Origin of the sequence: Domibacillus sp. DTU_2020_1001157_1_SI_ALB_TIR_016 (assembly GCF_032341995.1) — a bacterium.
GTDB lineage: Bacteria > Bacillota > Bacilli > Bacillales > Domibacillaceae > Domibacillus > Domibacillus indicus_A.
Genome location: NZ_CP135439.1, coordinates 1,880,877 through 1,894,013, shown reverse-complemented (window position 1 = coordinate 1,894,013; position 13,137 = coordinate 1,880,877). Strand labels below are relative to the sequence as shown.

The 13,137-nt window shown below is 42.3% G+C and carries 12 protein-coding genes; 7 read left to right on the top strand and 5 right to left on the bottom strand.

What is annotated here, in order from left to right; translation table 11 throughout:
- Nucleotides 1-31: 31 nt before the first annotated feature.
- Nucleotides 32-1,549, bottom strand: coding sequence for a solute symporter family protein (locus tag RRU94_RS17585; RefSeq protein WP_410493052.1), 1,518 nt, complete (start codon nt 1,547-1,549; stop codon nt 32-34).
- A gap of 2 nt (nt 1,550-1,551) precedes the next feature.
- Nucleotides 1,552-1,905, bottom strand: a complete 354-nt coding sequence (locus RRU94_RS17580; RefSeq protein WP_315692150.1) for a DUF485 domain-containing protein — start codon at nt 1,903-1,905, stop codon at nt 1,552-1,554.
- 214 nt (nt 1,906-2,119) lie between these two features.
- Between RRU94_RS17580 and RRU94_RS17575 the strand changes: the two genes are divergently transcribed.
- From RRU94_RS17575 to RRU94_RS17565, 3 genes are all read left to right on the top strand, one after another.
- The gene (locus RRU94_RS17575; protein WP_315692149.1) at nt 2,120-3,622 is read left to right on the top strand and encodes a hypothetical protein; all 1,503 of its coding nucleotides are present in this window, start codon (nt 2,120-2,122) and stop codon (nt 3,620-3,622) included.
- A gap of 233 nt (nt 3,623-3,855) precedes the next feature.
- The gene (locus RRU94_RS17570) at nt 3,856-4,455 is read left to right on the top strand and encodes a lytic transglycosylase domain-containing protein (RefSeq protein WP_315692148.1); all 600 of its coding nucleotides are present in this window, start codon (nt 3,856-3,858) and stop codon (nt 4,453-4,455) included.
- A gap of 275 nt (nt 4,456-4,730) precedes the next feature.
- Nucleotides 4,731-4,913: a hypothetical protein gene (locus RRU94_RS17565; protein ID WP_315692147.1), complete on the top strand. Its 183-nt coding sequence runs from the start codon at nt 4,731-4,733 to the stop codon at nt 4,911-4,913.
- Nucleotides 4,914-5,827: 914 nt separating this feature from the next.
- Here RRU94_RS17565 and RRU94_RS17560 read toward each other — a convergent pair.
- Nucleotides 5,828-6,001, bottom strand: coding sequence for a hypothetical protein (locus RRU94_RS17560; protein ID WP_315692146.1), 174 nt, complete (start codon nt 5,999-6,001; stop codon nt 5,828-5,830).
- Between the two features lie 48 nt (nt 6,002-6,049).
- Nucleotides 6,050-6,268, bottom strand: a complete 219-nt coding sequence (locus tag RRU94_RS17555; protein ID WP_315692145.1) for a hypothetical protein — start codon at nt 6,266-6,268, stop codon at nt 6,050-6,052.
- Between the two features lie 675 nt (nt 6,269-6,943).
- On the opposite strand from RRU94_RS17555, the gene RRU94_RS17550 reads away from it, so the two are divergent.
- Both RRU94_RS17550 and RRU94_RS17545 read left to right on the top strand, forming a co-directional pair.
- Nucleotides 6,944-7,102, top strand: coding sequence for a hypothetical protein (locus RRU94_RS17550; RefSeq protein WP_242232988.1), 159 nt, complete (start codon nt 6,944-6,946; stop codon nt 7,100-7,102).
- Between the two features lie 340 nt (nt 7,103-7,442).
- A complete protein-coding gene (locus RRU94_RS17545) occupies nt 7,443-7,853 on the top strand; it encodes a hypothetical protein (RefSeq protein ID WP_315692144.1) in 411 nt (136 codons plus the stop codon).
- 382 nt (nt 7,854-8,235) lie between these two features.
- On the opposite strand, the gene RRU94_RS17540 is transcribed toward RRU94_RS17545, so the two are convergent.
- Complete coding sequence (locus RRU94_RS17540) at nt 8,236-8,520, bottom strand: hypothetical protein (protein WP_315692143.1); 285 nt, start codon at nt 8,518-8,520, stop codon at nt 8,236-8,238.
- Nucleotides 8,521-9,191: 671 nt separating this feature from the next.
- Between RRU94_RS17540 and acnA the strand changes: the two genes are divergently transcribed.
- Nucleotides 9,192-11,918, top strand: coding sequence for an aconitate hydratase AcnA (acnA, locus tag RRU94_RS17535; RefSeq protein ID WP_315692142.1), 2,727 nt, complete (start codon nt 9,192-9,194; stop codon nt 11,916-11,918).
- Nucleotides 11,919-12,087: 169 nt separating this feature from the next.
- Nucleotides 12,088-13,122, top strand: a complete 1,035-nt coding sequence (gene cobT, locus RRU94_RS17530; protein WP_315696033.1) for a nicotinate-nucleotide--dimethylbenzimidazole phosphoribosyltransferase — start codon at nt 12,088-12,090, stop codon at nt 13,120-13,122.
- The last annotated feature ends 15 nt before the right edge of the window (nt 13,123-13,137 follow it).

Below are 13,137 nucleotides of genomic sequence, written 5' to 3'. Positions count from 1 at the left end.
GCAGACGGACCGTTCCGTCTGCTCCGTGCTTTTATTTTAATCCAGTATTGGCTTTAACGGCTACTTCCGCATATTTGCGTGCATCTGCTTTAGCTGAAACGATTGATCCAATATAGCCTGCGATAAAGCCAGCCGGCACAGAAATGATCGCTGGATTCGTTAACGGGAATAGAGCAGTTCCTGTTAAAATGGCTGTGCCTTCAGGACTCCAAATATTCGGGCTTAACGCAACCAGTACAAGGGCGGTCACAAGACCCGTAATCATAGCGCTCAGCGCACCGGTTGTATTAAATCTCTTCCAGTAAATGGTGTAAATAATAACAGGAAGGTTTGCGCTTGCGGCAATACAAAAGGCGAGCGAGACAAGAAACGCTACGTTCATCGTCTGGGCACCAAGAGCTAAAATAATTGAAAAAACGGAAACGCCGATTGAAGCAAAACGGGCTGCATTCATTTGCTCTTTTTCGGTAACATTTCCTTTTTTAATAATCTGTCCGTAAATATCGTGGGCAAAAGCAGATGCACCGGATAGTACAAGGCCGGCTACAACAGCTAAAATCGTTGCAAAAGCAACCGCAGATACAAAGGACATTAACAGATCGCCGCCCAGCGCCTGGGCGAGAAGAGGCGCGGCCATATTACCGGCTGCATTCGCTGCCACAATTTTTTCAGAGCCTACAAAAGCAGCGGCGCCAAAGCCAAGGAAAATCGTTAAAATATAAAAGATTCCAACAATCCAGGTAGCATAAACAACGGAACTGCGCGCTGTTTGGGCATCTTTCACGGTGAAAAAGCGCATTAAGATGTGCGGCAGGCCAGCCGTTCCAAACACAAGGGCAATCATCATAGACATCGTATCCAGCCCGTTTGTGTATTTTACGCCTGGATTCAAGTACGCTTCACCCGCGGGCGTAAGGGATTTCATATCGGTAAACATTTTCATAATATTAAAATCAAACTTTAGTAAAACAAGAAACGAAATCAAAACCGTACCGATCATGAGAAGAACCGCTTTGATGATTTGCACCCAGCTGGTAGCCGCCATACCGCCCCAAAGCACGTATGTGGTCATCATAATGCCGACAAGCAAAACAGCCACCCAGTAATCAATGCCAAGCAAAAGCTGAATTAATGCACCTGCTCCAACAAGCTGGGCAATCATATAAAAGAGAACAATGGTTAAAGTAGAAATGGCCGCAGTTCCGCGAATTTTCTGCTGATTAAAACGGGCTGTAATCATATCGGCAAGGGTGTATTTGCCTAAGTTGCGAAGCGGTTCAGCTACAATATACAGGACAACGAGATACGCGACCAGATAGCCGATACTGTAAAAAAAGCCATCAAATCCATTTAAGGCAATGGCACCGGCAATGCCAAGAAATGAAGCGGCCGATAAGTAATCACCTGCAATGGCAATGCCATTCTGCCAGCCGGTCAGCCCGCCCCCAGCCGTGTAAAACTCACTGGCGGAGTTTGTCCGCTTGGAAGCCAGATACGTCACATACAGAGTCAGCCCCACAATGGCAACGAAGAAAAAAAGCCCTACCATACTCACGGGCGGTCACTTCCTTTCGTATCGTTGTGGCGGTTTACAATGCTCTCTGCATCGGCATCAAATCCATTCGCTTTTTTAACATACACCATACAAAGCGTCCAGGTCATAATAAACTGTGCCAGAGCCAGCACCCATACCCATGAGATGTCGCCAACCGCCGGTTTGTTCAGTACGGTTGAAAAAGAAGTTAAAAGGGGCAATGAAAAATAAAATAGTAAGAAAAAGATGGTAATGGGCAGTAAAAACTTGTTTTTCTTGCGGATCAGTGACTTGAACTCCGGACTGGCCGCAATTTTTTCATAATCGTACTCTTTCTGCCGCTGTAAAGCGCGATCCACTTTCTGTTCCATAAAAACCCTCCCCTAGGCCGTTTCAATTCTGAAATCGCTTACAAATCAGAATTGTATCTTTATTTTAAAAAAATGGAAGACAATTAGCAACTATAAAAAGGAAAAAAGATGTACTTTTAAAACAAAGAGCCAGATAAGAAAGAAAGGTTTCATTTTCTTTCCATACTTTTTTCGTGTAAAATCAGAAAAAAAGGAGTAAATGGAGCGGATCAACATGACAGAATTAAAGCCGATCGGCAAAGCGGTAGCAAATGTGACAGGTCCGAAGCTTCGGATGATTCACGCGATTTTGCATTCCATGCAGGCAAAAGAACTGCTGGCATTAAAAGCAAAAAGCCGTTTTTCTAAAGAAGAAACTGCTCCTTATTTTGGAGCCATTGCAGCTGAAATAAAAAAAAGAAATGAGATTCCGGATCAAGTACTTCAGCTTGATGTGTTTCTAGCATTAGCCAAGCTGCTGAAACTGCCGGCTGCACGCTTAAATGAAAGAGAAAAAGTAACCGCGCGCAGTGCGGAAATTGAGAATAAATGGTTTGAAAGAAGAGCGAAAAAAAATAAAGCGGTGGAAGCACAATTTGAAGCTTCTTTTATTTCCAGCAAGCTTGAATTTATGCTTCATTATGAATATGTCCAGTTGTTTGAGCGCTTTTTAAAAAATGAAAAAGCGGAAGAAGGGAAAGAGTCTCTTCAAGCAAATATCCGCCGTTACTGGGAAGAGCTGCCGGATTTTAAAAAAGTGCAGATTTTCGAGCATTTACATATACACCGAAGTGCTTCTTTTGAAGAGATCAAGCAGGGGATCGGTCTAGGAACGCTTGTATTCGAAATGGGCATTCGCTCTGGTTTATTCATGTATGGTGAGATCCTTTCTCCGATTCAAAAGGAAGTGCCGCCGGGCTTTCCAAAAGAAATGTGGATTCTTCACCCGGATGCCATATTTACGACGGAAGCAGCGCTGAAAACATTATTTTCGGGAAGCTGGCTGCTGCCTGCGGCGATGCTGATTTTGTATACATCAGATGAAAGCGCTCAAGCAAATGATGAATCGGTTCTGTCATCAGAATGGGTTACAAGAGAGTCTGCTTATTTGCTGCTGTTCAGGCAGATTAATGAGTTGAAGCTTGAGCAGCAAAAAGAAGAAAAGCATATTTTGCACATTCAGCAGGAGCTGGCTTTGGCTGAAAGCTCAGAAAAAAGAGCTGAAGCCGTTTACCAAAACTTAAGAGAGCGGCTTATTGTACTGTTGAAAACCGATGCCGCCCGCCCTTTTCTTGGAGATGTGAGCGTATCGAATACACGGCTTAGAGAAAAGTTGATTCGGATAACAGAAAAAATAGATACAAATAGGGAGAAAAAAGGCGTTTTATCTGCTGCCGGCGCCTGGCTGTCAAACACGTACTGGCAGACCGAAAAAAACACGCTTGAGAAAAAGCTGCAAGCATCCTATGAGAAAATGGCAGACGAAGTGATGGAAAAGTATCCATACTATGAAGCAGATTTGATTGCGGAGCTGACAACAGCACGCGCAACGGCAAACGGTTGGCAGTTTGAAAGCAGCCGTCTTCGAAAAGCGGAAGCAGAAGCTTCAAAATCGCTGGCGGACTTGAAAAACGAAGAATTGAAGCTTCGGGAAAAAGCAGCAGAAGCCGCAGCTAAAACGCCGGGGCTTAAACAGCTTGATGCAGGCGACATGCTTTCAGGAAGTTCCATTACTTGATAGAACGTTCTCCTGGCCGCTCGCTCATGGCAATGCAGCGAAGAAACGAAATGATCATTTCCGTTTGGTGGAAGAAAGGCTGCAGGAGTAAGGAAAATAGATGGGTGTCTTCTGAACTTATAAAGAAAAACAAATCTCTTTTCTAAGAAGAAAAGAGATTTGTTTTTGCTTGAAGTTTTGTTCGGTCTTTTCTATGATGAGTTAAGCAAGAGCATTTAAGGAGTTTAACGATCATGGCAAAAAAAAGAAGAAGATTGAAAAAACGGGCGTATGGCTGTTTGGCGATTCCATTCTTGCTGGCCGCTTTTCTCTTAATGGCCATTTTTTCAATAACAGACAAAGCGCCGAAATTTCTGCAGTCTAAGTCGATTCCAGAAGAGTACATGCCGATCTATAAAGCGGCAGCTGAAGAGTATGGAATTCCGTGGGAGCTTCTTGCTGCTCACCACCGTGTAGAAACAAAATTTTCAACGATGGATCCAATGGTTTCTCCAGCAGGCGCGGAAGGCCCGATGCAGTTTATGCCGTGCACGTTTGTAGGATGGGAGCACCCGACTTGCAGCGGCCTCGGTAAAGGTAATATCCCGGAAGAGGAAAAAACAGACCCGGCTGTCATTGCAAAATATGGCGGATACGGGGTGGATGCCAATGGAGATGGAAAAGCAGATCCTTTCAATGTGGAAGATGCGATCTACAGTGCTGCCCATTATTTAAGTGAAAACGGTGCTGCCGATGGTGATATGAAACGGGCGATCTTCGCTTATAATCAAAGTGACCAGTATGTATCTGACATCTTATATTATGTTGGCGAATACACAAAAAGAGAACAGTAAAAGCCGCCGGATTTCCGGCGGCTTTTTTGCTGTTCTTATTTGCTTGTTTTGGCGATCAATACTTTGTTTGATAGGGCTGAACAAGCAGTAAATCTCAAAATCATCGCCCATGATCGTTGCAAAAGCTGTTATGAGGATTGCAGTTGGTACGATCATCATTGGTCCGTTAGCATTAAAAACAGAATAGCAGGCGCTTTATGGCGGCACGTTATTTATTATAGGGATGGTTTTGCTTATAAAAATTCAAAGGTGGTTTCCTAAATTCAGGGAACTGCTTGTTTTCAATTATTTTAAAACCAGGCAAGGCTCCTGCCACGAAAGAAGATATTCAAAAAATATTAGACACCTTATTTGAAAATGGGATAAAATCCTCAAAATCTTCTTCAAGCACACCGCGGTTATTTAAGGAAGGGCACAATGAAGCAAAGGATGAACGGTTTAAGCTTGAAGAACATTAAACACGTTTTTAGTTGCCGCCTTGTAAAAACAGAGGGCACTAAACAGATGCGAAATGGTGTCCTGTTTATGACCTTTTTTGATTTACCCATAAGGAGCATCCATCATGAAAACAGAGCTGCAGGTATGATGAACAGTGTAAGTAGAGAGGACCATCTCGGGGGTATCCCCTAAACGAGCAGCTATGACGTTTACCGGCACTTTCTGGCTAATTAAGGATGCAGCTGTTCAAAAGAGTATAGAACGGTCACAGGTCCGGTTGGGGTACCACCTTAGTAGAGATAAAAATATATCATCGTCCGTTAATCGTGCTCCATTTTTTAGCTTTGTTTCTTTACACCATCTTTTATACTTTTCCAGCTGCTGAAAAACAATATCATCTACCAAAACGTTACGACAATTATTTTTGGTTTTAGGTGGGCGAGACCCGTACGTCTCTCTTGTCCTTTTATACGGACTGTTTTGTTCTTTACATCAACGTTATTCCATGTAAGACCTAGATCCTGGCCTTTACGGATCCTCGTATAACCTAGAAGAAGGATTAGAATGTTCTCTCATGGTCTCTAAGCTCCGGCCAGAAATAGACGCAATTCTGAGGGGTAAGGAGGTTCTCTGTCACGTCCTCAAATTGTCTGAAGTTGATTAGGTTTGCAGACAAATAAAGTTTTTTAAGAATATACGTTCCTTTGTATTGTAAAATAAAAAACCTGTCTCAGAAAGGGACAGGCTGGTTGAGAAAGAAATTTTTAACTTCTATCACAAAAGCAGCCACCTTTATTACGTTTATATTTATCATCATAAGCTAGGTGGCTTTTTTATACCGTCTGGGTGCTTTTTTTGAGGCTCAATGCATGTTCATGAATATTTTTCTTCTAGAGTCGACTTAGCTGCGGTTTGGTCAACCGCACTGATTAATTTAGTTATGGCTATAAAATTCATTTTCGAAATAAAAAGTTAATGGATACTCTTTTACGGTATAAGAGTATTGCTTCATATTTTGTACATAATGCCATTTATTTATGGTTACTAATTCATCCGTTGTTTTTATTTTTACGATTTCTCCAGTATTATACTTGTTTTTGCCTGCCATACTTTTACACCTCTTTTTTTCAAAATAAATAAACATGTTTAATACTGCTTATTTATCGCCATTTGCTTTTTCAACTATTCGTATTCCAATTAATAATTGTGTGGTGTGGTCCTTTAGAAAACGGATATCCTCTAATTCCGGGTCTAAGTAAGAAATCTCAACTTTGCATTCAGGATTTCGTTGTTCATGGTTTTGTGTAATTTGTTCAATTTTATGATCCAGCTCTTTTTGGTTATTGGCGAAAGTGAGTCTAGTCATTGTTTTCATTTACAAACGCTCCTTTTAAATCTATTTTTAGACAAAAGGTGACACCTTTCCTCCAAGCCACTTTTAGAAATTTTGTCCATAGGATAAATCCTCAATCTTAATCTTACCACTGTTTGCAAGTTTAATCTTTGTTAGGTATCTTTCCGGTTTAAAAACAACACTTTATTATTCGGAGGTATACTTAATTATTTTGTATAAATTATGATGAATTATTTGTCTGAAGCAACATACCTCTATCTTCAAAGTTTTCATTTTTGAAGGGGGATAGGGTGCCAAGCACCATTATGTTTAAATGTCACTATTGATTATAAAGATATAGATCAGGCAAAGTTACTGTAGTCTGAAGACGAATTGATTGAGGAATCTCCCGTAGTGCAAGACGCCCTTCCGCAAAAGCATAATCAACATTAAATAGCGCTACAGTTTTACTGGCGGCCAACCGTTTTCAAGCATAAAAGCCGGCATGCAGAAGTGAAGGGCAACCCAGTTTGCTTTTCGGGATTTGATTTTAGGACTAAATCTTTTTTGTGCTTAAATGCGATTTTTGCAAGTTTTTAGTCAGTCCTCTTTTTTCTTTTACTTATAACTTAAATTGTGGATAATCTCCCAAGCATGTCTAGCATTTTTTCATATTCTAATGGTGTAAGACAATAAAAAATGAAAGGAGAGTATGATATGTGCTCTAATTGCAGTAACCGCGACCGGAGAAGCCGGCGTGAACGGATGGAAGACGAGCTTAAACGGATGGAAGATGATCTTCGAGAGATGAAAGAAGATATTCGAGAGATGAAAAGAAAGCTGAAAATGATGGAAAGAGAATTTTGTGAGAGATAAGTGTAAAATGCCTTTTTAAAAAGCTATAAAATGCCTCAATTAAATTGCAGCTATTATTAAACCCTGCCAGTTGGCCGGGTTTAATTAGTTTCTTCATGCTACAGTTAGGGGATTCAAAGAAAGGCCATATTTTGATGGAACTCTTAAAGTAAGCGTTGTCGCAACGGCCGCGTTTAATACCAGGATACGCTAATGTTGTAAACCACGCTTAAATCGATCTCCTGTTTTGTTTCCAAGAGATCACCTCGCCTGAGCAACTATTTCACCGAATTAGATATGTTTGATGCAGGAAAATATCTCCTTTTGTCGAAATAGATAATAAACTAAGGGAGGTGTCTGTATGAGTTTTGAAAGTCGATTCGTAGCGAGTTTAAGAGAGCAGTATGCAAATGATGTAAAAAGAAAAGAGTTAACAGATCGTGCTGTAGCTTTTATCAATGATCGCGTCGAGAAGTTTGGTGAAAGTGTAGAGGACTTTATACCAGCAACTTATGGAGATATCCAAGTATATAGTGATTATCCAGAAGATGAACTTTTCTCGGAAATAAGAATCCAGGGGCATGTTCTTGGGTTCAAAAGAGATAAAAACTCTATTGAGGTTTTTAAGATTATTGGGGAAGACCGACAGCGAATTGATATTATATCTCCCTTAGTATCCGAAGGTAATTGGGTATGTCACGAAGGTGGATTCTTTAATGACCATAAGTTTGATGACTATCTAAAAGTAGTGTTCGAGGATGTAATTAGCTGATACAGAGTGGAAGGAAGCAGCCTGCGGGATGCTTTTTTCTTTGCCTAAAAACAAGTGGTGATGTGCAGTGACGAACTGGGATAATATCAGATCAGAATGGAAAACAATCAAATCACGTTTGCGGCATTAGCGGAAAAGCATGATCTGAAACTGGGTACATTAAAAAGCCGCGAAGATTGGTCAAGAAATCCATAGAAGAAAAATAAAAAGGTGTTAGATAAGAACCTTTTTAGAACGTCTGTCCTAAATTTAAAGTCTCCCCCACTGTTCCCCCGAAGTACTGGGGGAACAGTGGGGGAGACTAGAAAGCAAAAAATAATCTACCCTCGCAGGAACGTCGGCAAATCAGCTCTTTTCATTGAAATGAAACAAATTAAACTGCTCATTTTTGTTTTTTGTTGTAGTAATCAACAGCAAATTGGGATCCTTCTCCAACCATTTTATGATCAGGGACGTCAATTGAGTGTGAATCGCCTGCTTTTTGAATCGGAGATGATTCGTTAGAAGACGGAGAGCTGCTTAACTTTCGCTTCGCCTGGGAAATCAAGCTGTCCACTTTGGAACGATTTTCTTCTTTGGACAGCCACCATGCTGCGGCTCCTGCCCCCATTAAAAGATAGCCAAGTCCGCCGCTTTTTTGTTTTTTATTTACATTGCTAGTATACATACGAAAATCCTCCTTCTTACAGAAGCTGCCGCTTGGGCGCCTGCGTATAACTAATTTTACCCGCAGGCCCTTTTTTCAAAACGCGGTATTCAGAAACAGCTGCCAGTTTAACCAAACAAAAATGGGGTAATAGTGATATGTTAAGTGAACCGGGAGAAACAGGGATGATGACACATGTTTTTTCGTTCTTCCCAGTGAGTATGAAGAAGGATTAAAGTAGAAGGTGAAAAGCTGGCAGAAGAGCTTGCCCGGCCTCATTATACATGCAAACTGTATGAGATTGATAAGTTCGAAATAAAACTCCGGGAATTATTCTGGAAAATAAAAAAGCAAAACAATGTGAAAACACTCGACCGGACAGCGAATGCAGACCATCAGCGTTGGGTAATGAGCACCATTTAGGGAATGAATATGTATATGCCTGAGCTCGACTGGAAATATGACTATTTGTTTCTTGAAAAAACGCGGCTGGATAGGGGATACTTTAAAAGGACTAGACAAAAGTTATTTTTTAAGTGATTTGTTTTTCTTATCGGAAGCGATAAATTTCTTTTTATTTACTTATGTTAATGAATGTACTAAGATAAAAGGGGTGGAAAATTAGAAAAAATAAAAAAATTATTTTCCAATCGTTTTAGTACATATTCAACTAGTTAAGAGGGGGAACCAAAATGGCGACTACTGATGTTTTTAACGCCCGTGCGAGCTTTGACTTGAACGGTAAGCGCTATAACTACTACCGTCTGGCAGCACTTCAGGAAGCAGGTATCGGAAACGTATCCCGTCTTCCTTACTCAATTAAAGTATTACTTGAATCTGTTCTTCGTCAATTTGATGGTTATGTCATTACAAAAGAACACGTTGAAAACCTGGCTAAATGGGGCGCAGATGCGGATGCAGAAGCGGAAGTTCCATTTAAGCCATCCCGCGTTATCCTGCAGGACTTTACAGGTGTACCGGTTGTTGTTGACCTGGCATCCCTTCGTAAAGCAATGGCAGATATCGGCGGCGATCCACAAGTGATCAATCCAGAAATTCCAGTTGACCTTGTTATCGACCACTCTGTTCAAGTAGATGCTTACGGTACACAAGAAGCACTTGAGCGCAATATGGAGCTTGAGTTTGATCGTAACGCAGAACGTTATGAGTTTTTAAGCTGGGCTCAAAAAGCATTTGATAACTACCGTGCGGTTCCGCCGGCAACTGGTATCGTCCACCAGGTAAACCTTGAGTATCTCGCAAGCGTTGTTCATGCGGTAGAAGGAGCAAACGGTGAATTTGAAACATACCCTGATTCATTGGTTGGAACTGACTCGCATACAACGATGATCAACGGTATCGGTGTACTTGGCTGGGGTGTTGGGGGAATTGAAGCCGAAGCAGGCATGCTTGGACAGCCATCTTACTTCCCAATTCCTGAAGTTGTGGGTGTGAAACTAACAGGTGAGCTTCCAGACGGCGCTACAGCGACAGACCTTGCACTAAAAGTAACACAAGTGCTTCGTCAAACAGGCGTAGTTGGTAAGTTCGTTGAATTCTTCGGTGCAGGTGTTGCTACGCTTCCGCTTGCGGATCGTGCAACGATTGCAAACATGGCGCCAGAATACGGTGCAACATGCGGATTCTTCCCAGTGGATTCAGAAGCGCTTGATTACATGCGTTTAACTGGACGTGATGAAGCACACATTCAAGTCGTTGAGCAGTACTTGAAAGAAAACGACATGTTCTTTACGCCAGCGAGCGAAGATCCTGTTTACACACAAGTAGTAGAGCTGGACTTGGCCCAAATTGAGCCAAACTTGTCTGGACCAAAACGTCCGCAGGACTTAATTCCGCTTTCTCAAATGCAAAAATCATTCCAGGAAGCTGTAAGTGCGCCGCAAGGCAACCATGGTTTTGGCTTAACAAAAGAAGAGCTTGACCGTACAGCAGCCGTTACATTTGCAGATGGCACAACAGCAGAAATGAAAACAGGGGCGATCGGTATTGCAGCGATCACATCTTGTACAAATACATCAAACCCATATGTTCTTCTGGCAGCAGGTCTAGTTGCGAAAAAAGCGGTTGAACTTGGTCTTGAAGTGCCGAAGTATGTAAAAACTTCATTGGCGCCAGGTTCAAAAGTTGTAACAGGCTACCTGCGTGATTCCGGCCTTCTTCCATACATGGAGAAAATAGGCTTCAACGTTGTCGGCTATGGCTGCACAACATGTATCGGAAACTCAGGTCCAATGAAAGAAGAAATTGAAAAAGCGATTATTGATTCCGACCTTCTTGTCACGTCTGTTCTTTCAGGAAACCGTAACTTTGAAGGACGTATTCACCCGCTTGTAAAAGGAAACTACCTTGCGTCTCCGCCGCTTGTTGTGGCTTATGCGCTTGCAGGCAACGTAAACATCGATCTTCAAAAAGATCCGATTGGCCAAGGAAAAGACGGACAAGATGTATTCTTTAAAGACATTTGGCCGGGTACAGCAGAAGTAAAAGAAGCGGTACAACGCACTGTAACACCTGAATTGTTCCGCAAAGAATACGATCAAGTATTTAACAGCAATGCAAAATGGAATCAAATCCAAACGAACGATGATGCTCTTTACAGCTGGGATTCTGAATCCACATACATTGCGAACCCAACATTCTTTGAAAATCTTTCACCAAATCCAGAGCCGATCCAGGCACTTGCCGGCCTTCGCGTGATGGGTAAATTCGGTGACTCCGTTACAACGGATCACATTTCACCAGCGGGTGCAATCGGTAAAGATACACCAGCAGGCAAATACTTGCGTGAAAAAGGCGTAGAGCCTCGCAACTTCAACTCTTACGGTTCACGCCGTGGAAACCATGAAGTCATGATGCGCGGTACATTTGCGAACATCCGTATTCGCAACCAGATTGCTCCAGGCACAGAAGGCGGATACACAACATTCTGGCCGACAGGCGAAGTAATGCCGATTTATGATGCTTGCATGAAGTATCAGGAGCAGGGAACAGGGCTTGTTGTATTGGCAGGCAAAGACTACGGCATGGGCTCTTCACGTGACTGGGCAGCAAAAGGTACAAACCTTCTTGGCGTAAAAACAGTTATCGCAGAAAGCTATGAGCGTATTCACCGTTCCAACCTTGTCATGATGGGTGTGCTTCCGCTTCAATTCAAAAAAGGCGAGAATGCCGATACTCTTGGCTTAACAGGAGAAGAAACATTCGAAGTGGCGATTACAGACAGTGTAAAACCACGCGAAATCGTTAAAGTAACAGCTACAAATAAAGAAGGCAAGAAAACAGAATTTGAAGCGCTTGTTCGTTTTGATTCTGAAGTAGATGTTGACTACTACCGTCATGGCGGTATTTTGCAGATGGTCCTTCGCGGCAAATTGCAAAGTGTTAAAGCAGGCAACTAATATTTGAATGCGGCCGGTTCCAATCAGGAACCGGCTTTTTTATTGATCTCCACCATAAACTGTAAAATAAATATTGCAATGCTGTTTCCGGCTCTTAGAGGATTTTTGTTGGAGCAGCATACAGATAAAAAGGAGAAAGGATGTTTTTGAATCGATGGAAAGCAAGGCAATGACTGTACATATACCAAGCTTGGACGAAAGAGCGGGAGAATTGGCTCAGCAGCATGTAGATACGCTGACCAAACCGAAAAACAGCCTCGGCAGGCTGGAAGAACTGGCTGTTGAGCTGGCTAAAATGATGGGAGAAACGTTTCCTGTTGTTTCACCGCCGGGTGTGATTGTATTTGCGGCCGATCATGGAGTCGTATCTGAAGGGGTTTCTGCTTTTCCACAGGAAGTGACGATGCAAATGGTACGCAATTTTTTAAATGGAGGAGCGGCTATCAATGTTTTCAGTAAATCCATTGGAGCCAAAATGTGTGTAGTAGATATCGGGATGGCAGGAGATATAGAAGAGGAGAAGCTGATAAACAAGAAGATCAAATGCGGCACGGCTAACTTTTTAAATGAAAGCGCGATGAGCCGGGATGAAGCGGTCAAAGCAATCGAAACAGGCTATCAGCAGGCAGAAGCAATGATCCACAGCGGCGTTAAATGTCTGATCCTTGGAGAAATGGGGATCGGTAATACAACAGCAAGCAGTGCGGTTACCGCCGCTCTCAGCGGGATCAGCATCGAAAAGCTGACAGGTGCAGGTACCGGAATTGAAGAAAACAAAAGAGAGCATAAGAAACAGGTGATCCGCCTGGCACTTGAAAGAAGGAAGCCGAATGCAGAAGATCCAATTGACGTATTAGCGAAAGTAGGGGGATTGGAGATCTGCGGTATGACAGGGGCAATGCTTGCTTCCGCAGCGAATAGAACGCCGATTCTTGTAGATGGTTTTATTGCATCGACGGCAGCACTTGCTGCATCGAAAATATCAAACAGTGTAAAGGATTATATGATCATGGCTCACCGCTCGGTTGAACCCGGCCATTCCGCTATTCTTGAATTGTTAGGAAAAGAACCGCTTCTTGACTTTCAAATGAGACTGGGAGAAGGGTCAGGTGCCGCTGTAGCTTTTCCGATTCTTCAATCAGCGGTTTTAATGCTTAAGGAAATGGCTACATTTGAATCTGCCCAGGTAGCCGGACAAGTATAGATAAGAAAAAGTATG